General features: G+C 44.3%; 28 protein-coding genes. 18 read left to right on the forward strand and 10 right to left on the reverse strand.

Features of this window, described 5'->3' with window-relative positions; all coding sequences use genetic code 11:
* The first annotated feature begins 2 nt into the window (after nucleotides 1-2).
* The 5 genes from NSS82_RS07325 to NSS82_RS07345 are packed head-to-tail and all read left to right on the forward strand — an operon-like array spanning nucleotide 3 to nucleotide 4,235.
* Nucleotides 3-824 carry an SDR family NAD(P)-dependent oxidoreductase gene (locus NSS82_RS07325; RefSeq protein WP_081386532.1) on the forward strand — a complete coding sequence of 274 codons (822 nt, stop codon included), beginning with the start codon at nucleotides 3-5 and terminating at the stop codon, nucleotides 822-824.
* Entirely contained in the window at nucleotides 825-1,625 is an 801-nt protein-coding gene (locus NSS82_RS07330) for an energy-coupling factor transporter ATPase (RefSeq protein ID WP_036681818.1), read from the forward strand. It abuts the gene before it with no gap.
* Complete coding sequence (locus NSS82_RS07335; protein ID WP_038569181.1) at nucleotides 1,610-2,467, forward strand: ATP-binding cassette domain-containing protein; 858 nt, start codon at nucleotides 1,610-1,612, stop codon at nucleotides 2,465-2,467. The genes NSS82_RS07330 and NSS82_RS07335 overlap by 16 nt, the downstream gene beginning before the upstream one ends.
* A complete protein-coding gene (locus NSS82_RS07340) occupies nucleotides 2,460-3,263 on the forward strand; it encodes an energy-coupling factor transporter transmembrane component T family protein (protein ID WP_076272026.1) in 804 nt (267 codons plus the stop codon). The genes NSS82_RS07335 and NSS82_RS07340 overlap by 8 nt, the downstream gene beginning before the upstream one ends.
* Nucleotides 3,264-3,269: 6 nt before the next feature.
* Complete coding sequence (locus NSS82_RS07345) at nucleotides 3,270-4,235, forward strand: NAD(P)H-dependent flavin oxidoreductase (protein WP_076147478.1); 966 nt, start codon at nucleotides 3,270-3,272, stop codon at nucleotides 4,233-4,235.
* 85 nt (nucleotides 4,236-4,320) lie between these two features.
* Here NSS82_RS07345 and NSS82_RS07350 read toward each other — a convergent pair whose 3' ends face one another.
* Nucleotides 4,321-5,415 carry a M24 family metallopeptidase gene (locus tag NSS82_RS07350; protein WP_036681827.1) on the reverse strand — a complete coding sequence of 365 codons (1,095 nt, stop codon included), beginning with the start codon at nucleotides 5,413-5,415 and terminating at the stop codon, nucleotides 4,321-4,323.
* A gap of 225 nt (nucleotides 5,416-5,640) precedes the next feature.
* Between NSS82_RS07350 and NSS82_RS07355 the strand changes: the two genes are divergently transcribed.
* Nucleotides 5,641-6,483 carry an SDR family oxidoreductase gene (locus tag NSS82_RS07355; RefSeq protein ID WP_038569185.1) on the forward strand — a complete coding sequence of 281 codons (843 nt, stop codon included), beginning with the start codon at nucleotides 5,641-5,643 and terminating at the stop codon, nucleotides 6,481-6,483.
* A gap of 25 nt (nucleotides 6,484-6,508) precedes the next feature.
* Complete coding sequence (locus NSS82_RS07360; RefSeq protein ID WP_036681829.1) at nucleotides 6,509-7,012, forward strand: GNAT family N-acetyltransferase; 504 nt, start codon at nucleotides 6,509-6,511, stop codon at nucleotides 7,010-7,012.
* Nucleotides 7,013-7,029: 17 nt separating this feature from the next.
* Here the strand turns inward: NSS82_RS07360 and NSS82_RS07365 are convergent, their stop codons facing one another.
* Entirely contained in the window at nucleotides 7,030-7,374 is a 345-nt protein-coding gene (locus NSS82_RS07365; protein WP_076272025.1) for a winged helix-turn-helix transcriptional regulator, read from the reverse strand.
* A gap of 91 nt (nucleotides 7,375-7,465) precedes the next feature.
* Here NSS82_RS07365 and NSS82_RS07370 point away from each other — a divergent pair, with 91 nt between their 5' ends.
* The 10 genes from NSS82_RS07370 (at nucleotide 7,466) to NSS82_RS07415 (ending at nucleotide 15,600) form a co-directional block, all read left to right on the forward strand.
* On the forward strand, nucleotides 7,466-7,726 hold the full coding sequence (locus NSS82_RS07370; RefSeq protein ID WP_076272024.1) for a YqkE family protein: 261 nt from the start codon (nucleotides 7,466-7,468) through the stop codon (nucleotides 7,724-7,726).
* A 228-nt stretch (nucleotides 7,727-7,954) separates the two neighbouring features.
* A complete protein-coding gene (locus NSS82_RS07375; protein ID WP_036681839.1) occupies nucleotides 7,955-8,902 on the forward strand; it encodes an ABC transporter permease in 948 nt (315 codons plus the stop codon).
* Nucleotides 8,903-8,904: 2 nt separating this feature from the next.
* Nucleotides 8,905-9,849 carry an iron chelate uptake ABC transporter family permease subunit gene (locus NSS82_RS07380; RefSeq protein ID WP_076272023.1) on the forward strand — a complete coding sequence of 315 codons (945 nt, stop codon included), beginning with the start codon at nucleotides 8,905-8,907 and terminating at the stop codon, nucleotides 9,847-9,849.
* Nucleotides 9,843-10,598: an iron ABC transporter ATP-binding protein gene (locus tag NSS82_RS07385; protein WP_036681845.1), complete on the forward strand. Its 756-nt coding sequence runs from the start codon at nucleotides 9,843-9,845 to the stop codon at nucleotides 10,596-10,598. The genes NSS82_RS07380 and NSS82_RS07385 overlap by 7 nt, the downstream gene beginning before the upstream one ends.
* 121 nt (nucleotides 10,599-10,719) lie before the next feature.
* The gene (locus tag NSS82_RS07390) at nucleotides 10,720-11,724 is read left to right on the forward strand and encodes a siderophore ABC transporter substrate-binding protein (protein ID WP_303396593.1); all 1,005 of its coding nucleotides are present in this window, start codon (nucleotides 10,720-10,722) and stop codon (nucleotides 11,722-11,724) included.
* 157 nt (nucleotides 11,725-11,881) lie between these two features.
* Complete coding sequence (locus NSS82_RS07395) at nucleotides 11,882-12,385, forward strand: sigma-70 family RNA polymerase sigma factor (RefSeq protein ID WP_038569189.1); 504 nt, start codon at nucleotides 11,882-11,884, stop codon at nucleotides 12,383-12,385.
* Nucleotides 12,378-13,571, forward strand: a complete 1,194-nt coding sequence (locus NSS82_RS07400; RefSeq protein ID WP_038569190.1) for an anti-sigma factor — start codon at nucleotides 12,378-12,380, stop codon at nucleotides 13,569-13,571. The genes NSS82_RS07395 and NSS82_RS07400 overlap by 8 nt, the downstream gene beginning before the upstream one ends.
* A gap of 202 nt (nucleotides 13,572-13,773) precedes the next feature.
* A complete protein-coding gene (locus NSS82_RS07405) occupies nucleotides 13,774-14,280 on the forward strand; it encodes a metallophosphoesterase family protein (RefSeq protein WP_036681852.1) in 507 nt (168 codons plus the stop codon).
* Nucleotides 14,281-14,381: 101 nt separating this feature from the next.
* Entirely contained in the window at nucleotides 14,382-14,843 is a 462-nt protein-coding gene (locus NSS82_RS07410; RefSeq protein WP_076224728.1) for a GNAT family N-acetyltransferase, read from the forward strand.
* A gap of 34 nt (nucleotides 14,844-14,877) precedes the next feature.
* Nucleotides 14,878-15,600: an HAD family hydrolase gene (locus NSS82_RS07415; RefSeq protein WP_076272022.1), complete on the forward strand. Its 723-nt coding sequence runs from the start codon at nucleotides 14,878-14,880 to the stop codon at nucleotides 15,598-15,600.
* Between the two features lie 321 nt (nucleotides 15,601-15,921).
* Here NSS82_RS07415 and NSS82_RS07420 read toward each other — a convergent pair whose 3' ends face one another.
* Nucleotides 15,922-17,028, reverse strand: coding sequence for an FAD:protein FMN transferase (locus NSS82_RS07420; RefSeq protein WP_076272021.1), 1,107 nt, complete (start codon nucleotides 17,026-17,028; stop codon nucleotides 15,922-15,924).
* Nucleotides 17,029-17,201: 173 nt separating this feature from the next.
* Nucleotides 17,202-18,134: a glycosyltransferase family 2 protein gene (locus NSS82_RS07425; RefSeq protein ID WP_076147442.1), complete on the reverse strand. Its 933-nt coding sequence runs from the start codon at nucleotides 18,132-18,134 to the stop codon at nucleotides 17,202-17,204.
* Nucleotides 18,135-18,369: 235 nt separating this feature from the next.
* Here NSS82_RS07425 and NSS82_RS07430 point away from each other — a divergent pair, with 235 nt between their 5' ends.
* The gene (locus tag NSS82_RS07430; RefSeq protein ID WP_036681863.1) at nucleotides 18,370-19,092 is read left to right on the forward strand and encodes a DsbA family oxidoreductase; all 723 of its coding nucleotides are present in this window, start codon (nucleotides 18,370-18,372) and stop codon (nucleotides 19,090-19,092) included.
* A 138-nt stretch (nucleotides 19,093-19,230) separates the two neighbouring features.
* Here the strand turns inward: NSS82_RS07430 and NSS82_RS07435 are convergent, their stop codons facing one another.
* From NSS82_RS07435 to NSS82_RS07460, 6 genes are all read right to left on the reverse strand, one after another.
* On the reverse strand, nucleotides 19,231-20,811 hold the full coding sequence (locus NSS82_RS07435; protein WP_076128088.1) for an oleate hydratase: 1,581 nt from the start codon (nucleotides 20,809-20,811) through the stop codon (nucleotides 19,231-19,233).
* Nucleotides 20,812-20,968: 157 nt separating this feature from the next.
* On the reverse strand, nucleotides 20,969-21,538 hold the full coding sequence (locus NSS82_RS07440; RefSeq protein ID WP_076272020.1) for a TetR/AcrR family transcriptional regulator: 570 nt from the start codon (nucleotides 21,536-21,538) through the stop codon (nucleotides 20,969-20,971).
* A gap of 19 nt (nucleotides 21,539-21,557) precedes the next feature.
* Nucleotides 21,558-21,953, reverse strand: a complete 396-nt coding sequence (locus NSS82_RS07445) for a hypothetical protein (RefSeq protein WP_076099011.1) — start codon at nucleotides 21,951-21,953, stop codon at nucleotides 21,558-21,560.
* 47 nt (nucleotides 21,954-22,000) lie between these two features.
* Nucleotides 22,001-22,522, reverse strand: coding sequence for a hypothetical protein (locus tag NSS82_RS07450; protein WP_036681441.1), 522 nt, complete (start codon nucleotides 22,520-22,522; stop codon nucleotides 22,001-22,003).
* A gap of 153 nt (nucleotides 22,523-22,675) precedes the next feature.
* Entirely contained in the window at nucleotides 22,676-23,656 is a 981-nt protein-coding gene (locus tag NSS82_RS07455; RefSeq protein ID WP_076099010.1) for an RluA family pseudouridine synthase, read from the reverse strand.
* Nucleotides 23,657-23,756: 100 nt separating this feature from the next.
* Entirely contained in the window at nucleotides 23,757-23,945 is a 189-nt protein-coding gene (locus NSS82_RS07460) for a CLC_0170 family protein (protein WP_038569199.1), read from the reverse strand.
* Nucleotides 23,946-23,952: the final 7 nt, after the last annotated feature.

Consider the following 23,952-nt stretch of genomic DNA (forward strand, 5'->3'; position numbering starts at 1 on the left):
TGATGAATAGAGTAGCCTTAATTACTGGAGCAACAAGAGGGATCGGACGTAGTATCGCCATGCAGCTTGGTAAGTCAGGTTATATAGTGGTTGTAAATGGTACGAAACAAGTCTTAGTCGATGAGGTTGTGCGCGAGATCCGCCAGGCAGGCGGAGAGGCGCTAGGGTACGCTGCTAATGTAGCCGATCCAGTCGCAGTCACTGCCATGGTAGATGAGGTCATTGCCCGATACGGTCGTATCGAGGTGTTGATAGCTAACGCGGGGATTTTGCAGGATCAGAAATGTCAACGTATGACGGATGAACAGTGGAAGACTGTTCTGGATGTGCATTTAAATGGTACTTATTATTGCATTCAACGAGTATTACCGCATATGCGTGAAACAGGTGGGGATATCCTGTTGATGACCTCTGCTGCTGGACTAGCAGGTTCCGTGGGTCAGGTGAATTATAGTGCAGCCAAGGCTGGAATACTCGGCATGATGTGGACGCTCGCAGCAGAGCTGAAACGTGACCAGATTAGGGTCAATGCGATTTCTCCAGCGGCGTTAACGGATATGACCAGACCTATAATTGACCATCTGAGGGAAAAACATGCCAGTCGGAATGAACCTTTGCCTGACTTTTGGAGAATAGGTGACCCGGAGGATATTGCTTCCTTCGTGACTGCATTATTGAGGGAGTCCGACGCGGATTTAACCGGTGAAATCTTTGCTGTGAATGGATCAAAAGTGACAAAATGGGAGAAGCCTGCACCTGCATTTTCCGAGAACAGCATTGAGGCATTTTTTGCTGCTTGGCACCTTCAAAAGGGGAGTGAATAAATGCTTACCTTCGATCAAGTTTGTTTTTATTATAAAAAGGGACAACCTCTCCTGGAGGATATTAGCTTTACGATAGAAGCAGGGGAGTTTGTGGCGATAGTTGGCGCGAATGGTTCTGGCAAATCCACTATTGCAAAGCTCATGGACGGACTGCTGCTGCCACGAAAAGGGGCTGTACAATTTAAGAGCTTGGACACGGCAAAACCAACGGATCTTGCGGAGATCCATCAGCAAATCGGTTTTGTTTTTCAGAATCCAGAGGATCAGTTTATCACCACAACCGTTATGGATGAGGTGCTTTTTGGTTTGGAGAATATCCGTGTGCCGAGGGAGGAAATGCGCAGCCGATTGGATCATGCCTTGCAGGCCGTTCAAATGGAGGATTATCTGGAGGCTATGCCACATCAGTTATCTGGAGGTCAAAAGCAACGTGTCGCTATCGCAGCTATATTGGCGATGCGCCCGCAAGTCATTATTTTTGACGAGGCTACCTCAATGCTTGATCCTCAGGGAAGACAGCAGGTTCTTTCCATCATGCAAGAGCTGCATCGTCAAGGCCTGACCCTTATTCATATCACCCACCATATGGAGGAAGTGCTTGCAGCAGAACGCGTATTACTCCTGCACCAAGGACGACTTGAGTTTGACGGCGATCCACTGACTTTTTTTGAAACCATGCCTGTTGCGGACTATCAATTACATCTGCCCTTCGCAGTGCGTGTACATACATTGCTCCATTCAGCAGCACCGCTAACAGCCGATTGGAAGGGGATAATTCGATCACAATGGTCTACCAATTAAAAAATCTAAGTGTGAACTATGCCGATCATGTGGCTTTGCACAATATAAACTGCACTATTCCTGAGGGCAAATGGATTTCTATTATCGGTCCAACAGGCGCAGGAAAGTCTACCTTTGTCAAAGTGCTGAAGGGCTTGATTCCCACCGTAAAAGGAGACTATTGGATTAATCAGCAGCCTGCCAGCAGAGATGCCAAAGGGCGCTTAAAGGTTGTCCCTGAGTTGGGTTTCGTTTTTCAATATCCTGAGCATCAGCTATTCGAAACAACGGTGTATAAGGAGCTTGCTTTTGCTCTGAATCAACAGGGCGCTTCACGTCAGCAAATTACAGAGGCGATTGAAACGATTTTGCCACAAGTGGGTTTGCCTGAGGGAATTCTCCCCTTAAATCCATTCCAGTTAAGCGGTGGTGAAAAGCGCCGTGTAGCTATTGCCTCTGTACTGATGACAAATCCGAAGCTGCTGATTTTGGATGAACCGACAGCGGGTCTCGATCCTGCTAGCCAAGTGTCTTTGCTGAAGCTACTAAAGGAATGGCAGCAACAAGACAATCACACGATCCTCTTCGTTTCGCATCAGATGGATGATGTTGCCGAATACTCGGATGAGGTCATTGTTTTTCATGAAGGTCAGTTAAAAGGGCATCATGATATCAGAACATTGTTTCTGGAAAAGGAAGAATTACTGCTGGAACTTGGACTATCCTTGCCTGAACCCGTACAGCTCTTGAAGCTAATGGAGGAATTATCTGACCAGAAGATTGAAGTTGCCAGCTGTAAAGAGCAGGATATCCTCGAAGCGATTTTGCCGATTTGGCATTCGAGGGGGCAAGAGCATGGCTGATTCCGTATTAGTCGGTCAATATGTGGAGACACATTCGATTTTTCATCGTTTAGATCCTCGTACAAAGCTTGTGAGTATCGTGATACTCATGCTTAGCTTTATGATGCTTGGAACGGGGATTAGTTATGTTGTTGCAACCTTTTTTGTACTGGGAATGTTGTTACTGTCGAAAGTTCCTGTGCATTTTTTTTGGCGAGGGCTGCGGCCGGTATTATTTATTTTATTGTTTACTTTTGTTTACAATGCCGTGTTCACCAAAGGGACGGTTCTCTGGTCATGGTTTTTTATCGAGGTGACTGAAGAGGGACTGCGAATAGGATTACGTTTTGTATGGCGTATTATATTGCTCATCTTGTTAGCCTCAGTTCTAACCTTAACTACTAAGCCGCTGGACTTAGCTTATGGTCTGGAAAAGCTGCTTGCCCCTCTATCCAAATTGGGGGTACCCGTAGAACAGTTCTCTTTAATGATAGTGATTGCGATCCGTTTTATCCCTACCCTCAAGGAGGAGCTTGATCGTATCCTTCTCGCACAAAAGGCTAGAGGTTATGATCTTACAGTATTGTCACTGCCTAAACGGATATACGCGTACATTCCGATCATTATTCCTCTGCTCTTCACAACGATTCAACGTGCTGAACAGCTGAGCTATGCAATTGATGCGCGTGCTTATGGTAATGGTAAAGGAAGGACTTCTTTTAAAAGACTGCAATTTCAGCAGATAGATTATCTGGCAGGGGGAGTTGCCCTTTTATTTGCCGTGATTCTGCTTTGCTTAAAGATAGGAAAGGTGTAGATGAAGATGAAATGGAACACCCGTATTACGGAGTTATTGCACATAGAATATCCTATTATTCAAGGAGGACTTGCTTATTTAGGTTATGCAGACCTCGCGGCTGCGGTTTCAAATAGCGGTGGACTGGGTCAGGTCACAGCAATGAGTCTTCCGGATGCTGAGGCCTTACGTGCAGAAATACGGCGGGTACGAACACTAACAGACAAGCCATTTGGGGTTAATTTTGCTATCGGCATGCATGGGATTGGTTATGAAGACCGGGTGCAGGTCGCCATCGACGAGCAGGTTCCCGTGGTGAGCCTCACTGGAGGGAATCCAGCCCCTATACTGGAAATGTTACTGCCCACCGATATTAAAACGCTCGTGCTCGTCTCCTCACGCAGACAAGCCCAAAAGGCCGAACAATTAGGCGCTTCTGCGGTTATTGTTGTTGGGCAAGAGGGCGGGGGTCACTTAGGGCGTGACGATGTTGGAACCATGGTGCTCGTTCCTCAAGTGGTCGATGCGGTTAATATCCCTGTGATTGCTTCAGGTGGGATCGGAGATGGCCGTGGATGGATGGCTGCTCATGCGCTTGGGGCTGAGGGAATCGAAATGGGCACTCGTTTCGTTGCTACAGTGGAATGTGTGCACGCGGCTGCTTCTTATAAAAAAGCTTTAGTAGAAAGCTCAGAGTCGGATACGGTTGTAATCAAACGTTCTATTGGAGCACCCGCACGAGTGTTGCGTAGTGACTACATTGATCAAATCCTTGAAATCGAGCGCGTGACACCGACCTATGAAGCATTAAAAGAATATATCAGTGGTGCAGCCAACAAGCGCTGGATTTATGATGGTATCAAAGAAGAGGGCATCGGCTGGGCAGGTCAAGTAACAGGAATGATCCAAGATATACCTACAGTCGCGGAGCTGGTCGGCAGGATGGTTAAAGAGGCTGGGTCGATTCGCGGGATGTGGGGAACACAGGTTTAAATAAAAACAAACACAGAGCGGTGATTCTCTCATTATTGGAGGAATCGCTGCTCTGTGTTTTTGACCGTGGGCTTGTAATTCTTTTCTACAAATGAAGAATAGTCAGTTCCTTAGGGAAGCTTGTTAAGGTCTCTGCGCCTTCAGCTGTAATAATCAGATCATCTTCGATACGCACACCCGCTAGTCCAGGCACATAAATTCCTGGCTCAACGGTGAACACATTGCCGATCTCGATAATGTCATCGTTCTGTCCGTGAAGTGATGGATATTCATGAACATCCATGCCCAGTCCGTGTCCGACACGGTGCAAGAAATATTCCCCGAATCCAGCTTCCTCAATTACATCACGTGCAGCTTTGTCGACTGAGCCGAAAGGTGCTCCAGGATTGGAGGCAGCGATCCCAGCTTCGTTGGCAGCCAGCACAGTGTTATAAATAGTGATTAGCTTGTCGTCCACGGATTCAATTGCAAAGGTACGTGTAATATCAGAAGCATAACCATCGGCATACACCCCGATATCAAACATCAGGAAATCGCCTGGCTGAATGACCCGGTTGCCAGGAACACCGTGAGGTAGGGCAGTTTTCGGACCAGAAAGCACCATAGTGTCGAAGGAAGGACCGGAAGCGCCAACCTTTTTCATTAGATATTCTAGCTCCGCTACTAGATCGTTTTCTGTAACGCCTGTTTTTACGTGGGTAAGAACGCGGCGCAAGGCTTCCTCAACTAGCTCAGCGGCATGTTTCATGCGCTTAACTTCATCCGGGGTCTTTTTGGAGCGCATGCTGCGCAGCAATGGACCAATATCACTAAACCGTTCAGCTGGAACAGCAGCGGTTAGGTGTTCAAAACGGGCTACTGAGAAATGTTCCTTCTCTATGCCAAGAGTTCCAAGCTTGCTGCTGCCGAAACAATCTTTTAGCAGGTTATAGGGATTATCAGTGTCACTGTGAGTTAGGATTTTGGTGACCGAAGAAGCCGCTTGAGCCGCTTCTGCATCCAATGCAGGCAGAATGAGCATAGGCTCTTCTCCGCGTATCAGCAGCAGACCCAGAAAACGTTCATGCGGATCGCTGGCGAAGCCGGTTAAGTAGTAGACATGCTTGGGATCTGTTACGAGCAGGGCATCCAGGCCTTCGCCCGCCATTTGCTGCTCTAGGCTTGTCAAAGCATTATTCATAGTTGGTGTTCCCCTTTCAACTTCACGATTAGAACTGCAATATTCCTATTATAGATCAAAAATAGACCAGACGCACCTGACGAACTATAACTATCGTTGGCTAATCATGACATGAAGCTTTTCTTAACCCTACTAGTTGGTGTAACATATCTTTAAATATACTTCTCCTAAGGTTAGGCTAAAGCTTATTCGGGTACGGTTGTTGAGAGAGGAGTGATTCTTGGAATGAGAGGAACAATCGCACTTGTTACCGGAGCGAATTCCGGTATGGGGCTGGCTACAACAGTTGAACTGGCTCGCAAGGGAGCCAAAGTCATTATGGTTTGCCGTAATCGCCAGCGGGGAGAAGAAGCACTTGCTGCCGCCAAACAAAAGAGCCACTCCGAGGATATCGAGCTCATGTTGTGTGATCTGGCTTCACTTGAGAGCATTCGCAGCTTTGCTGAGGAATTTACTATGAAATATCCGGTTCTAGACATACTTATCAATAACGCCGGGGTAGTCACGATTAAGCGTCAGCTTACGAAGGACGGCTTTGAGATGGATCTTGGCGTAAATCATTTGGGGCATTTTCTACTTACAAATCTGTTACTTGAGTCGTTGCAGGCAGCAGAGCAAGGCCGTATCATTGTGGTTGCCTCCGGTGCTTACAAAATAGGTGCGCTCCATTATGAAGATCCAACCCTGGCTCGCCGTTTTAATCCTGCAAAAGCCTATGCCCGATCCAAGCTAGCCAATATTCTGTTCACGCGGGAGCTGGCTTCGCGTCTTCACGGAACAAGGGTGACGGTGAATTGCTTGCATCCAGGTGCAGTGGGGACGAATATAGGTGTAAACCGGCAGACAGGCTTCGGCAAGTCGGTACTTAAGTTACTCTCATACTTTTTCTTAACACCTGAACAAGGCGCCGATACAGCGATTTATTTGGCTACAGATCCTGATCTTGAAGAGGTAACCGGTCAATATTATTATCGAAGAAAGATTAAACAACTGTCTCCCAGAGCGCAGAATACAATAGAGGCCGAACGGCTGTGGCAATGGAGCCAGGAGCAGGTCGGCCTGAGTTAATTAACACATTTGGAGGAATTAAGGGATGAATTGGGAGAACAGCAGAATTGAAGATGCGACATCTGCAGACTTAGCAGCTATTGTAGATATTTATAACTCAACGATTGCTGGGAGGATGGTAACTGCAGATCTGGAACCCATTACTGTTGCAGACCGGGAGAAATGGTTTCTTGAGCATAACAGCCATCACCGTCCCTTATGGGTACTGAAGCAAGGAGATGAAATTGCAGCATGGTTCAGTTTTCAATCCTTCTATGGTCGTCCAGCGTATAATGCAACAGCAGAAATCAGCGTATACGTGAATGAAAAGTTCCGTGGTGGTGGTGCTGGCAGAATTCTTCTGACAGAGGCCATTGAGAAAGCCCCTAGTCTCGGAATTAAGAATCTAGTCGGCTTTGTGTTTGGACATAATGATCCAAGCCTTGGTTTGCTGAAAAAATTTGGTTTTAAAGAGTGGGGAATGCTGCCTGGTGTGGCTGAACTTGACGGTATAGAGCGTGATTTAGTCATTGTAGGCCTTAAAGTCTAAAATACCAGATAAAACGCTTACATTTTGAGAGTTGGATTTAGGCTATCGGTGTCGCAATCGACCCATTCTTTGGACCAACTCTGTAAGTCTCGGATGACTGATTCCAGGGCAAGACCTTTATCCGTCAAAGAATATTGGATTCGCACGGGGGTCTCTGGGAACACTTCTCGAAGAACGATCCCTTCCTGTTCCAGCTCTTTGAGCCGTTCGGAGAGCAGTCTTCCACTGATGGGCAATGCCGCTTCAATTACATTGAAACGTTGGGGTCCTTGAAGGAGCTGGTAGATAATTAAACCAGTCCAACGCCTGCCGATAATATCCATACTTTTTTGTAGCCGGGGACATAAATCATTGGACTTCATAGGGCTCACCTCTTAGTAAACATTATAAACGAAAAGACCAATAACTTAAACAAATTCCAATTTAATTCAGTACTAGAAAGGATGATGGACAGTGGCTAAAAAAAAGAAAATGCCTACCACACCAAGAGCCGCTACGAATGATGGCCCTGCTACGTTAAAAGACCTGCTAAGCAGTGATGTTCTAGGAAAGCTGAAGGCGCAATCTGATGCGTTGAAAGCGGAGGAAAATGACCGTAAAGAAGCTACCCGTAAGGCAGTGGAAGATCAGCGCAAGGCTGAGCAGAAGCGGTTGGAGAATGATTTTGCACATCTGCTGGAGAACAGTAATCAGGATTGGAAGAAATTCAAATAAATCCTATGGCTTAGCGCTAAAAATATGGCAGAGATTAAAGAGGCACCCGTTAGGGTGTCTTTTTTTATGTAACTTAAGCAGATAAGCCTAAGTCTTAATTATTTTAAATTTAAGTATATGAAAGGGTTGACCCTCAAAGTGGGCTTAGGTATAATTTAAAACATTGCGAATGAAAATCATTATCATAATATCGCATTTGTAAACTATTAAACAGATAAGGAACAACTCATGAAACTAAAATATTTGTCCCTACTTCTAATAGTATTTTCATTTATATCTTTGTTTATAGGCGTTAAAGATATATCCCCATTAGATCTCTTTCATCTTACGGAATCTCAAGCACAGACCTTGCTGGTAAGCCGGATTCCCCGGTTAGCCGCATTGATTATCGCTGGAGTCAGCATGAGTATTGCCGGATTAATTATGCAACAGCTGTCACGCAATAAATTCGTCTCACCGACTACGGCAGGGACGATGGATTCCGCAAAATTTGGTATTCTCGTATCCCTCATGTTATTCACAGGCGCAACGCCAATGCAGAAATTGCTTGTTGCTTTTGTTTTTGCGCTATTGGGCACCTTTATTTTTATGAGAATCCTGGATCGGATCAAGTTCAAGGATAGTATTTTTATCCCGCTGGTCGGACTCATGTTTGGCAACATTGTAGGCTCGATTACAACATTTTTTGCGTATAAAAATGATTTGATTCAGAATATCTCATCTTGGATGCTTGGGGATTTCTCGACGATTATCAAAGGCCAATACGAATTAATTTATATCAGCATTCCACTTGTCATTCTGGCGTATCTCTTCGCTAATAAATTTACGGTAGCCGGTATGGGCGAGGATTTCTCCGTCAATCTTGGCATGAACTACAAAGCGGTGGTCAACGTGGGATTGGTAATTGTAGCGTTAATCTCCTCTGTTGTCATTTTAACCGTAGGTACGATTCCATTTCTGGGTCTAGTAGTACCTAACATTGTAACGTTGTACATAGGGGATAACCTCAAAAAAAGTCTGGCGCATACAGCCATTCTCGGAGCGGTGTTCCTCCTGTTCTGCGATATTCTGGGCAGGCTCATTATCTATCCATATGAAATATCAATCAGTCTCACGGTAGGCGTCATCGGTAGTGGTCTGTTTATCTACTTGCTGATGAGAAGAAAGGCGAACTAGAGATGAAGACAAAACTAACTATATTATCAATAAGTGCTGTCGCCCTCATCGTCTTGTTTATGACGTATCATGCTTTGGGAAATTGGGACTACGTTCTGCCCAGCCGGGGAAGAAAGCTGGCGGCCATTCTGATTACCGGAGCTGTGATAGCTGTCTCTACCGTAGTTTTTCAGAGCATCACGAACAATCGTATTTTGACACCAAGTATTCTCGGGCTCGATTCCCTGTACATGTTAATCCAGACGTTCGGTGTTTATGCCTTAGGTTCATCGAATATGACCTTTATGAATAAAAACATCAACTTCTTGTTCTCTGCGTGCCTCATGGTCCTGTTTTCAGGCGTATTGTATAAGCTAATGTTCCGTAGGGAAGGACAAAATATTTATTTCCTGCTGCTGGTAGGGCTGATCATGGGGACGATGTTCCAGAGCGCGTCTTCTTTTATGGAAGTGCTTATTGATCCGAACGAATTCCTGATTCTACAGGGGAAAATGTTCGCCAGCTTCAACAATGTCAGCAGTGACCTATTGATTCTTTCCACCATTGTTCTGACGTTAACTATGTTGTACTTCCTGCGATTTGTTAAGTATTTGGATGTTATTTCGCTTGGAAAAGACGAAGCCATTAATCTGGGGATCAATTATGACTATGTAGTCAAAAGGCTGCTAGTTATTGTATCTATCTACGTTTCGATCTCGACGGCTTTAGTGGGACCAATCACTTTCTTAGGTTTGTTGGTAGCTAATGTAGGACACCAGTTGTTCCGTACCTATAAGCATGCTTATCTGATTCCTGGAACGATTCTGTTGAGCATTGTTGCGCTTGTCGGCGGGCAGTTCCTGGTCGAACGTGTTTTTGGATTCAATACTACGGTTAGTGTGATTATCAATTTTGCAGGCGGCGTCTACTTCGTCTATCTGCTGTTAAAGGAGAATAAGTCGTGGTAGAAGTTAAAAATTTAACCAAACGTTATGGCGGAGTAACCGTCGTTGATGATGTGTCCTTGTCCATTAAAAAAGGCGCAATCACCTCGTTTATCGGACCAAATGGTGCGGGTAAAAGTACACTGCTCTCCATGATCAGCAGACTTATCTCCAAAGACGCGGGAGAGGTGCTGATCGAAGGTAAGGAAATCGGTACCTGCAAAAGTAATGAGCTTGCTCGTAAAATATCGGTGTTAAAGCAGTCCAATCATATTAGCGTACGCCTCACTGTGAAGGAGCTCGTTTCTTTTGGGAGATTCCCGTATTCACAGGGGAAGCTGAGTCCGGAGGATCGGGCGTTCGTTGACGAAGCGATTGCTTACATGGATCTCCAAGAAATGCAGGATAAATATATTGATCAGCTCAGTGGAGGGCAACGCCAGCGGGCATATATTGCCATGGTCATGGCTCAGGATACAGAGTACATTCTGCTCGACGAACCGCTCAACAACCTTGATATGAAGCATTCCGTCCAAATTATGAAGGTGCTTCGCCGCTTGGTAGACGAGAAGGGGAAGACGATTGTGCTCGTTATCCACGATATTAACTTTGCTTCTTGTTACTCTGACTACATTGTTGCGCTTAAAAATGGAAGAGTAGCTTCCTCGGGTACAGCGGATGAAATTATAGATTCTGCAGTTCTTAAAGAGGTATATGACATGGACATTCCTATTGAAACTATAGGAGGCCGAAAAATCGGTGTCTATTTCTAAAAGGTAACTATTACTATGCGGATATTATTATGACGTAACGTAAGAAGTGAAAGGCGCCAGCTTCTTAACGCATACGCGAATAATTCAAATAGCTTCACTATAAAAATTAGGGGTGAATACATTGAAGAAGAACTTATCTTTACTGATTATGACAGTATTTCTTGCGGTAATCTTGGCGGCTTGCGGCTCCAATAATGCAGCAACTTCAAATAACAACACAGCAGCGGCAGGCAATTCGGAGGCTACTACTGCACCAACAACGGAAGCAACTACAGCACCAACAGAGCTTACTTTCAAGCATGCGCTTGGCGAAACAACTATCAAAAGCAATCCGCAAAAAGTGGTTGTTTTTGACTTCGGTACACTGGATACGCTGGATAAACTGGGCGTAGAGGTGACTGGAGTGCCTCAAAGTAATGTACCGGCTTATCTCTCCAAATATAACGATGCTAAATATGAGAATGTTGGTGGTTTGAAAGAGCCTGACTTCGAAAAAATAAACAGTCTTTCTCCGGACCTGATCATCATTTCCGGCAGACAACAGGATTCTTATGAAGAATTCAGCAAAATTGCACCTACTCTGTATGTGGCTGTAGATAATGCAAACTATATGGAATCTTTTACGAATAACGTGAAAATGCTGGGTCAAATTTTTGGAAAAGAAGCAGAAGTAGAAACTGAGCTTGCGACTATCAATGATTCCATCAAAGCTTTGAATACGAAGGCAACAGCTGATGGCAAAAAAGCACTTGTTATTCTCGCGAATGAAGGAAAAATCAGTGCTTACGGTGCAGGTTCCCGTTTTGGGATTATCCATGATGTGTTCGGATTTGCACAGGCAGATGATAAAATTGAAGTATCCACTCACGGACAAAGCGTATCTTACGAATATGTAGCGGATAAGAACCCGGATTATCTGTTTGTAGTAGACAGAGATGCGGTTGTGAAGAGTGATGGCGGTGAATCCGGTTCAGCTAAAAAAGCAGTTGAAAACGATCTAGTGAAGAATACAAATGCCTTTAAAAACGGTAAGATCATCTACTTGGATCCTAACTACTGGTATTTGTCCGGTGGCGGTTTAATATCCGTTAGCGAAATGCTCAAAGAAGTTGAAGTTGTTCTGTAAGCAGAGTAACTTGGTGAATTAAAAAGCCTGTTGGCGGGATTAATACTCCTTGCCAACAGGCTTTTTTCCATCGATTTACTGGTATATTCATACTAGTTGCTAAATTTATCTGTAACTTTTCAGGCTGGGATACGTGGTTAGGTTAAGGGGGGAGTGCATGAAGCGAAATTCATTGGATGAAATATATCAGATGTATGTGATGGATATTTACCGCTATTTGCGCTCCCTTTGTGGTGATCATTATGCGGCTGAAGATTTGATGCAAGAAACCTTTTATCGCGCTTATCTACATTTGGAGAATTGTAAAGAAGAGAAGATTAAACCATGGCTGTTCCGTGTCGCTTATAACGCCTTCGTAGATTATAAGCGAAAGGAAGGCCGCAGTACAGTTCAGAGTGAGGATTATTTCAAAAAGCTTGCTCATCCAGATACCACAGAAAGCACACTGCTTCATCAGGAACGTTGGGAAGAGATGAGGATAGCGGTAAGTGAGCTACCGGACAATCAGAGAAATGCACTGCTGCTGCATGATTTTCATGGGCTGAGTTATCGGGAAGCATCGGACATTATGGATGTGGGCTTGTCCCAATATAAGATATTGATCTTTCGGGCCAGACAGAAGCTGCGTGAGGCAGAGCGGAGGAGAAATGAACATGAGTGAAGAGTTTAAGGAGAAGTTAAGAAGGTATGGCGAAGGCACTCTTGCTGATGAGGATAGGGATGAGGTTGAGCGTGAGTTAGAGAAGATGGAAGCTTACCAGGCTTATCTGGATGAACTCATGGGCGAAGAAAAGCCGGCTCCAGATGAGGAGAAGAGCATAAAATTCGGAAAGGGTAAAAGAAACAGACCCGGCAAAGAAAAAAAGATCATCCGCCGTGGCAAGTGGAAAGCACGTATATCGAATACTTTAACGGTGATTTCTGCGTTTTTGATTTTTTTGATTGTCAGCAGTATCATCACAGCGGTATTTTATAGCACTGGAGAAAGAGGAGAGACTTACCGTGATGTCGTTTCTTCCGCAATTGCTGTTTCACAGCCGAATACGATCGTCCATTTGAGTAGCGATTCCGGACCGTTTTTTAGTATGAATCTGCAGGGTGAAATAATAAAACAAATTGGTGATGCGCGGATTAATGTTGGAGATTATTCGATGAAGTTTCTATTAGGCTGGCCTAGAATCTATAGTTATTCATGGACATATGAACGCAGTGGGACAGGTAATTACTTTATCTATCCCATTGAGAACCAGTCTGCAGAAAATAGGATGGATGACAGCAGTGAGTGGGAAAAACTAGAGAAGCTCCCTGAAGGTACGGTAGGAGAAGCCTATTTGTCTTTTGAACAATTTTTTACGACAGATGAGCTATTGAAGAAGTTTCAGCATAAAAATCTTGAACTTTTATGGTTCGCAGCAGATACAGGTCCAAGGACACAAGAGCCAGTAATAAATGATCCCTTAGGATTTCCAAGTATGCCTATCTGGCATGCTGATGATATGAAGGTGACACAAGAATCAAAGAAAAAGTGGGGTTGGTTTGGAGGGGTGACTAGCCGCACGAGTGTTTCTCCATCTGTTGACTCATATGGGGATGGTGAACTGCGTAATGCGAACTTCCTTAAGACACTGCACTTAATGCAGGAGCATAAATCGATCGCCAACAAGGTAATTCCGTTTATTGATCTGGATGACTCCATTAGCTATCTGGAGAAGAACGGAGTTAGGCTGTATGGAGCTGTCGTAACCGGTCCGGTTAAAGAGTTGCTCAAGTTAAAGGAAGAAAAATGGGTCAGTAATATTCATGTTGAAGAAGTAAGATTATGGAATTGGCAGGATAGAGAGAACTGAGTTGGGATGCTAAATACTGTAGAAGGTAGTAAGCGTAAATGATTTCTTCGTAATTACTTAATGGCAGTCGGATATGCCCTGTGTTAGTGGGGTGTACCCGGCTTTTCTGTGTGGGAGAAGTCACAGAACTTGCTTCTCGTTTAAGCAAATCGTACAATTATTTGAATATGAGATGAGTATGATAGATTAGGAGCTGAGTTATATGAAAGTAGGCGTGGTATCAGATACACATATGACAAGAATGGCTAAGTCTCTGCCCAAAGCGCTTGTTGCTGAATTCCGGAATGTAGACTTGATTCTGCATCTTGGAGATTGGGTGAGTATGGGAATCTACGATTTGTTGGCTGAATTAGCTCCAGTGGAAGGGATTGCTGGAAATAACGATGGAATAGAGATCATTGAGCGTTTCGGGGAGCGTAAGCTGCTAACGCTTGAGGGAGTCCGGATCGGAATGGTCCATGGGCATACGCCACACTCCCGCAAAGGAACGGACGGGAATGCGCTGCTTGCTTTTGCGAACGATAAGGTGGATTGTATTCTTTTTGGTCATTCGCATCAGCCTTTATTGCGGGAAGAGAATGGGATTCTGCTCTTTAATCCAGGATCGCCAACAGATAAACGACGTGAGAAACTGTATTCCTTCGGAATCTTGGATATCGAAGAGGGTAAAGTCAGTGCCCGGCATGTGTTCTACGATTCCAAAGAATAAGAATAATTGTCCAAATGATCTGGCGTTCACTCCATGGTGCACGGTACGGCTGAAATATACAATAACGTTAAAACGGCCAAGCCGGAAAGTGAGCGCTGAGGATGAACAACTATCGTATTGAACGTGTGATCTATGATGATTTGGAACGGCTTATCCCATTGTTTAATGAGTATCGGGTATTTTATGGGGCAGTCTCTGATCTGGATGGTGCACGTGCTTTTTTATCAGATCGATTGAAGCTGAACGAATCGGTAATCTTTATTGCGGTGGAGGGAGAAGGCGAGGAGAAAAGAGCGTGGGGCTTCACTCAGCTCTATCCCTCTTTTTCATCGGTCTCTATGGAGCGTCTCTGGATATTGAATGATCTATATGTAACTACAGAACTGCGGGGACATGGGCTCGGCTCCAAGCTGCTGGAAAGTGCCAGAGCTCATGCGCTCGCTACGAATACGAAGGGCTTGTCCATGACAACAATGACGGCGAATGTGGGGGCACAGCGTTTATATGAAGCGCATGGCTACATTCGGGATGATGATTTTTATACCTATAACCTTTTTTTCTAAAAGCTAGAGAGAAAGACGAGTAAGGGGCGTTAAAGTGGATACAAGTAATAAGTTGGCAATCTTTTTTGACCTTGATGATACCTTATATGATCATTTGGTTCCATTTAAAGAAGCGGTGCGTCAAGTACTTAAACCGGATGAGAGCAGTCTGGACTTTGCGGAATTATTTTATAAAGTAAGACATCATAGTGATGTATTATGGCCTATGTATTTACGTGGAGAAATTCCGCTGGAGGAAACTAGGGTACGCCGATTGGAGCTTGCTTTTGCAGAGTATGGTTTACAGCTTGATCGTGACCAAGCCACGGCGATACAAGCGGCATACATTGGCCGTCAGTACACCATTCAAATGATAGATGGAGTCCGGGAGCAATTGGAAAGGTTCATTGCTGCTGGTCATAAAGTAGGCATCATTACGAATGGACCCAAAGATCATCAAATGAAAAAGATTCGCGGATTAGGTCTGGATCAGATGATCCCCGAGGAGATGATTTTTATTTCTGACGCGGTAGGTCTGGCCAAACCAGATCCGCAACTCTTTTTGCATGTAAATCAGAAGTCTGGCACTTCACCAGACCATTCACTTTATATAGGCGATACCTGGGCTAATGATGTAGTAGGAGCGCTTGCGGCTGGCTGGAAGGTCTGCTGGTATAATCCGAGAGGCAGACAGCCGGCTACGGAACATAAGCCTAGTTATATTTTCACGAATTATAAGGAATTTAGCGAGTTGCCTTTGGTGCTGCAAAAATCTTGATCGGGAATTAATTAGGGAAAAACTCCCTGAAATTAACCGGTTAGAGCGCGAAATTGAGGTTATTGGGGAATTCCTCCCTAATAAAACCGAAATAAACATGTTTATAGCCATATTCGGGTGATTTTTAGGGAGGTTTTCCCTAATCGAAGGTTTACATTGAAAAAATCTAATGATTTTAGGGAGGAATTCCCTAATTATCAGGCTGCTGGGCGATGAATGGGCAATGAATATCCCTCAGCCACGCCAAAGAACCTTTATCCACAACAAAAGAGCTTGCCTCCCAAAGCCAACAACGGCCTTATGGGGGCAAGCTCTTTTCGTTTAATCAGCGAAGCTGTACGTAGGATCAGTCAGATTCATTCTTTCTTTAATGCCTGGTGTGGCGTAGATTTTGTTGTCATCGGTAATAAAGAAAGCTTCTACATCTTCAGGTAACGACTCCAGATATTTCATACCTTCTTCGATCCCCATCAAGAACACCCCAGTGGACAAAGCATCCGCATCTGTTGCATTAGGGCTCATAATGGTCAAGCTTTTGAGACCGTTCTGAGAAGGGTAACCTGTGCGTGGATCAAGAATATGGTGATAACGAACATTGTCTTGCATAAAATAACGTTCGTAAACACCAGAAGCATCGATGACCTCATCCGCGATTTTAATCGTTCCTAGTTGTGTGCCGCGGCTTTGGTCAGGGTCTTGCAGACCAATATTCCAATCCGTTCCGTTTGGTTTCGTACCTAACGCAATAATACTGCTGCCGCCGAGGTTGATCATTGCACTGTTAAGGCCTTGCTCTTTTAAATAATCAGCGATACGGTCAGCAGCATACCCTTTGCCGATACCTCCAAGATCCAGTACCATATTTTCCTTCAGTAGCTTCACGGTCTTAGCAGCTTCGTCAATTTCAACGTCCCTGTAATTGGTTAGGCTCTTGGCTGCATCGATAGATGCTGGATCAGGGACTTTATCTCCGCCACTACCGATGTTCCAGAGGTCGATCAGCGGACCAATCGTGGGATCGAATAGCCCGTCCATTTCTTTTGCATATTGCACGGATTGTTTTACAACATCTAAGGTCTCGTCCGAAACGACAACCGCTTCTTTTCCTGCTGCTTGATTGACTGCGTAAACCTCGCCGCCTTCTTTTGTACGGCTAAGCTCCATATCCATTCGCTCCAGCATTTGCTGGATATCATCCATATTTTTTTGGGCTACATTTTCTCCGAACACTTTGATATTCACGACCGTGTCATAGATATAAAAGGTCTGTGAGAGTGACTTGGCTTCGCCTTTTCCTGAAGCTGTTGCGCCACCCGGTGTTTCCGTCGCTTTGTCATCCTTATTTTTAGTAATTAGCCAAGCGCCGACAGCTATGACGACGATGACGATAACAACGAGGATCAACGTCGTTTTTTTGTTCTTGAACATATTCCACCATCCATAAAGTTAGTTTCTAAAACACATTATTACTATCATACCCTAGATCAGAAGTTGATGGAAATTAATTTCATGGCGTATTTACGTACAACTCCGTCTGCACGAAAAAAAAGCCCCGCAATCTGATTCGGAGCAACGCTGTGGATATAGAGGTAGCTATTAAGCTAATCTAGCATGTATTCACGGTATTTGTTTTTACGAGGATTCATTACGAAAAGGATTCCTTTGGCATAACCGCTAACGGCTTTAAAATTTCGTTTGAGAGTTTCTTTACCTGTAAGACAGGTTAACGTCCAGATCAATGCGGCATAATTCATAGGGGGTGCTTTACGTAAGTTGAGCAGATAATAATGATTGATGGCAGTAGCTCTTGCAACAACGCCCGCCTTATCCCGAGAACCCGGCGACTCATGATGAATGATTTTCATAGCCGGGTTAATGACAAGCTTGCCATAACGGCTAGCCAAATGGGACAAGTAAATATCCTCGGCAATGGAGTAACTTGTCATCCAGGGATAGGGTTTCATATCTTGTAATGCTGAGCGCCGGAATGACATATTACAGCCGTGAAAAAAATCGGTCTCAAAAACCTGCTCCTTCTCTCCCCAGAGGAATAGGGAGCCTGCAAACATGCTTGGGGATAATCTGCCCGGGGATCCGGACATTTGTCCGGTCAGCATGCCAAACAGCCGGCCCGGTTTGCTGCTGCGCATGCCTTTTGCCACACCGCCTACACCGACAATTGAATCGTCCGCTGCATAAGTATCAAGTAATCGTCGAATATATAAGGAATCATCTAATTCTGCATCATCGTCTAAATGAAGCACAATTTCAGCATTTACTAGTCCAAGTGACTCATAACGGGAAAGCCAGAGCCCCGGATTAGTCTTACGATGATATCGAAACTCAGCCTGTGGCAATTCGTTCAGTATGTTACGATAATAGGTTAATCTTTCTTCAGGAATCTCACCGTCATCCACAATCCAGAGCTCGATGGAGACATTGTTTAGCTGTGTCTGCTTGCTTATAGACTCTATGCACACTGTAAGGTCGTTTATACGGTTACGGGTAGGTATCACTATAGATACATCATGCATATGGGGATCTCCCTTCGGAATTTCTGGTGTAACTTCATTTTATCTGCCCTGAAGGGGAGCGTATATACCACTTTCGTTTACTTTTTGCTTTAGCATTCACATCTATAAATGTTATTTTAATAAAAGTTAAGTTTGTAATTTTGAGTTTTTAACTATATAATAGTAAGCGACGTATATTTAGTTATTACTCTTATATGACAGCTACAAATTATCAATAATATTAGGAGGTTTTTTCGTGAGAATAGATATCTGGTCCGATTATGCATGTCCTTTTTGTTATATTGGCAAAAGACGTTTGGAGAATGCGCTAAGCCAATTCCCGAACCGTGATCAAGTAGAGGTAGTATTCCGTAGCTTTCAACTGGATCCACATGCAGAGGTAAGTACAGACAAGAGTATTCATGAGCTGCTGGCTGCCAAATACGGGATGACCGTCGAAAAAGCAAAAGCAATGAACGCACAACTAGCGGAGCAAGCTAAAGATGTGGGCTTGGAATTTAATTTTGATACAGTGAAGCATACCAACACTTTTGACAGTCACCGACTGAGTCATTTTGCAAGCACAAAGGGAAAAGGTGCAGAAATGTCCGAACGTCTGCTGCGCGCCTACTTTACGGATTCATTAAATCTTGGAGATCGCAGTGTACTGGCTTCACTCGCTGCTGAAGTAGGTCTGGATCAAGCAGAAGCTGCGGCAATGCTGGAAACGGATGCTTTTGCGAATGAGGTTAATGGCGATATTGAAGAAGGAAGCCGTCTTAATATTACCGGTGTACCTTTCTTTGTATTCAACAATAAATATGCTTTATCTGGTGCACAACCAGGTCCTGTATTTACAGAGGTACTGGATACTGTGTGGGCGGAGGAACAAGCAGGACCAACGTTGCAAGTGGTTGGTAAGGGGAATTCTGAAGTATCTACCGATGATGGCTGCGCAGATGGATCTTGCAATATTTAAAGTTTGGATTCGAGTAAAACAAAAGAGCTGAGGGAGCCCTCAGCTCTTTTTGTTTTGATAAAACTGTTCTTTTGTTGCTTCCCACACTCAAAAACAAGCGCTCCCGATATCCGGAAGCGCTTGTCGCTGATTGTGGTTTTATCTGAAAGATGTAACAAAGCTTGAGAATAGTGTGCGTACATCGTATTGATATTGGTTGATTGGCTCAATAGGCCGTTCAATACCAAGTAGAGTATATACCGCAATTCTCGCTGCTCTCACGGAGTATTCTTCAGTGAATACAACGTCATCTGGAATTTCACAGAATTGTCCAATAAAGGCCAGGTTCGTGGAACCCTCAGGGACAACTTTTGGTCGGTCACTATTGAGTCTAGGCATAAACTGAGAAGTGATATAAGGCATCATGCAAGGAATACAGTTGGCGGTAGCCATGATCTCGTCCTTATGTTCTTCAAAGTGAAGATGACCGATCAATTCTTGCATAATTTCTTCGCCGGTACAATCACACATTCTCTTTTTCACGAAATCCCCAACTTTGTCTGGATACAGTCCGTAACCCCAGAACACTTTAACATGCTCAGGCTGATTGCGGAAATGCGGTTGGTAAGCTAGTACAACGGACATAAACCAGCTCGAATCCTTAAATGTGACCAAAGCGCCTGTGCCGGCACGGTTACGTGTGAAATTTTCCATTAGATCGAAGAATTTGGAGTCATGGAAAGTTACAGTAAAGGACTCCCATTTCGAACCGTCTACATGATCATCGAACGAAGAAGGATTGCCAAGACTTGGTTTCTTGGAAGCGATGTTTTCCCATAATTTCCACGAGCTTCCCTTGCCGTTAAGGCGTGGAGCAGAAGTCATAGAGCCAAGGCTGGAGCCTTCGGTCATAGAACCGTTTGTGATAATTACGAGATCATCTTCTTTTACATCAATCACATCTTTGACACCTTCGCGCACTACATTCATTTGGGTTACGGTAATTCCGTCACCTTTTTTGAACTGCAGATCAGTAACTGTACATTTCAGTGTGAAATCGACACCGAATGGTTCAAGATATTTGTGCAAAGGCAGAATGATGGAATCATATTGGTTATAAGGAGTGCGAGTTACACCTTCCAGTGTTTGAATTCTTGGGAATTCATGGAAGAAACGAAGCATATATCTTTTAAACTCTACAGCGCTGTGCCAAGGTTGGAATGCAAAAGTAGTAGCCCACATATACCAGAAGTTTGTTGTGAAAAAGTGAGGGGCGAACCAGTCGTTGATACGCGCTTTACCCATTTTATCTTCTGGTGTAATAATCAGCTTGCCCATAGCGAGACGATCAGCCATATCAAAACCCATGGACAATACATCTTCTACTTTGCCGTCTTTGTTTACAAGTCTGGCGTTTGAGTGTGTTGGATTTGCGGTATCAAAAGCAATAATTTCATCCCGCACAGACAACCCCGGACGGTCGACAGAAGGAATCGTTGTTAATAGCTCCCAGAGATTCTCATAAGCTTCATCGTTGAGCATACGACCGCCGCGGACAACGTAACCATGTTCAGCGTCACCTGCGCCGTCATTGCTACCACCAAGAATCTTCATCTCTTCAATAATGTGAATGTTTTGTCCCGGAAAATCACAGTCTCTGACCAGGTAAGCAGCGCCCGCTAAGGATGCAATTCCGCCACCGACAAAATAAACCTGTCTATTACCGTACTCTTTTTTCACAATGGTCGCCTCCAAGTAGTTGTTTAAATAATCACACTCTTAATGTAAACCAACTCCTATTTTGAAGGTATAATCAAACTCTTTAGAGTGTCTGGATTTTTGTCATTATGGGTGATCTGTCTAGTTTTTAGACAAAAAAAACCGCTGCAACCAAAGGTTACAACGGATGGTTCTCATATTTGTGTAAAGCTTTCAGAAAATTTCCTTCAATTAGATCACTTAGCTTCTCAATCATATGGTGCGGCTGTTCCTTCATGCCTTCTCTCATCCACTGAATGATTAGGCCTGTGAAGGCTAGCGTATAAAAATTGGCTATAAAGTGCTTGTCTTCTTCGCAAACCTCCATCCCGGAGGACAGCTCGTTTATAACCCCCATGATGAGATCGTTTGTCACCTCGTACAGATATGCATCCAGATGATTTCTGCCTAATGAATTTAGCGTGTTACAGCAAAAGGATTTATTCCGCTCAATGTAGCAGAAGATTTTATAAAACCCGTCCGTCCAAGTGCTGTAGCTGCGATACTGGGCGAGGCTTTCGACAGCCTCAGTCTTATAAATCCAACCTAGCAAATCAAATATATCCTGGAAATGATAATAGAACGTTTGTCTGTTTAGTCCGCAATGGTCCACTAGTTGTTTAACAGTAATTTTATTGAGCGGTGTATGCTCCATTAGCTCTTTTAAAGAATGCGACAATGCATTTTTGGTTAGAAAAGAATTGGACAACAGCGTTCACCTCTTCCATTCAAGACTTCGATGCTCGCTTATACAGCAGACGAATACCTTCGGCTAATAAACCCAGTGCAAATCCGGCGCATGAAAATAAGGAAAACGCGAGGAAGCCTGCGAGATCCTCCCAACCGGACATCTCTTGGTAGGTGTAGCCCAGCATAAATGCCGCACCTATGATTATTCCCGCCGTGCTAAATACCCAGAGCAGACGCGCTCCGAGCCAGCCTAATGTGTTGACGATCCCAGCCACTACAACGGAAAAAAGAGCAAAGCGCAGTAAGAGTGTGGCATCCATTTCCTGGGCCAGCATCACGAATCGGTGTAGAGGGAAGAGAAGCCATAGAAGAATGGCATAAACGGTCATCCAGAGAAACCAACTTTTACTTTTGGCAGCAGGCAGGAATTTCATTTCATGCACACCTCTTTTCCCATAGTACGAACGTTAAAAAGTAGGGATTATACCGTGAAGGATTCCAGTTCTTCCGCACTTTGCAGCAGGTGGCTTAGCAGGTTTGGAATGTCCTCCATTTGCTCTTCTGTGAGTTGTCTTTTGAATTGCAGCTCGATGCAGTTATTGTAAGTTTCACTTTCCTGGCCATATATGAAGCTTAAAGATTGCACAGGCTGGAAATCAGGTCCCCAGATCGCTTTTAGAATACTGTCTATCGCCTGACATTCGCTAGGAATATCTTCGACTTCCATATAAAAACGAAGTGAAAGATTACAGCCGGGATCCGTATTAGGAACCTCCAAGATTTCATCGCTGAGATCTTTCGTGGACGAAGTGAGCAGGATTTCGGCGGTTACTTTCCTGCCTGCAGTTAATTGGAAGGAGAGACTGAACTCTCTGGACATCAGCGCCATATTCAGAAGGTCGGAGCGATCCGTAACCACCAATATTCCGTCTAAATTATCGTAGTCATAAATCTGGTTCTCAAAGGCGATCTTAATATTATCGAAAACTGTAGGGTGGAACAATAAGAGCACCTTCTTTGTTTATTTATATTGTAACATGATGTGATAGGAAGTTAAAAAAAGACGCCCAGGACCAAATGGACCGGGCATCTTGTGTAGAAGTTACGGCTTCCCATAAGAGGGAATACTCCTCGGTTGTGGGTATACGTTCACTTCTTAGTTTGTAGGCGCAGGCGCAGTATATTTCAGGAACGTCTTCGGAATCGGGCTCTCAAAGGTCATCAGTTCTCCAGTGGTTGGATGAATAAAAGAGAGCACTCGAGCATGTAGGCCAAGTCTTCCTACCGTTTTGGTCTCTGCACCATATTTCTTGTCACCTGCGATAGGGTGGCCGATATCTGCCATGTGCACCCGAATCTGATTTTTTCGTCCGGTTTCGAGCTTAACCTCTAGCAAGGAAAAATGGCGGTTAGCCTGAATGAGTTTATAATGTGTAATTGCATGTAGTCCATCACCTTCATGAGGACTGGAATACATTTTAAGGGTTGAGGTTTCTTTGAGCCACGAGCTTATCTTGCCTTCAGGTCTTTTAACCGCGCCTTCCACGAGCGCTACGTAAGAACGTTCCTTCACGGTATCTTTCCAAGTAGTTTGTAGCGCTTGCTGAATCCGTTCGCTTTTGGCAAACATCATTACGCCTGATGTATCTCTGTCCAAACGATGTACGACAAAAATCCGATTTTGTGGATTGCTAACACGGACATGCTCCATGAGCTGGCGGTAAGCCGTCAATTCATTTTCTTCCGCAGTGGCGATAGATAGCAGTCCAGCATCCTTTTGAACAATAATCAGGTCTTCATCCTCATGAACGATTTTAAGTCCGATCATCTCTGCTGTTTGTACAGGCTTCTCTTGATCAATAGTGACGTTTTGACCCGGATGCAGTTGGAAATTATGCTGTGTAACTACCTTATTATTCACCGACACTTGTCCACGCGATAGGATGGATTTAATCGCATTTCGTCCGCGACCCGTGACGTGGGTGAGTAAGAAGGGCAATAGTTCAGAAGGTTCGTTTACAGTAAATGTTTTGGGTGCTGCGGGTGCTTTAGTTTTATGATTAAGCTTGCCAGTAGGCTTGCTGTGAGAACGAGTACCTCTTTTGGCTGTTTCCTTAGGATTTCTTCTTGAGTTCATGGATGCATTCTCCGTCCTTTAATATTGTACTCCTCAATATACCATGGGCTGTTAAGAAATACTATGGAGAGGCAGGCGTACTGGTTTGTTTTGTAAATGCTCATAGATAGAACAGCTGGGCTAATCCAAGAAGCAGGAATAAACCGAGATATACCCAGCCTAACCTGCGGGCATATTTCTTTTCCCGGGGCATGGCGCTTACAGCATAGATCTTGGTATCCACAGTAAGCAGGAATAGTCCGGAGAGCAGGAGCACGAGAGTTAAATAAGTTAGTTGATGATAGATCATTTGAACA

Origin of the sequence: Paenibacillus sp. FSL H7-0735, assembly GCF_038008505.1 — a bacterium.
In the GTDB taxonomy this organism is placed as follows: Bacteria; Bacillota; Bacilli; order Paenibacillales; family Paenibacillaceae; genus Paenibacillus_AQ; species Paenibacillus_AQ odorifer.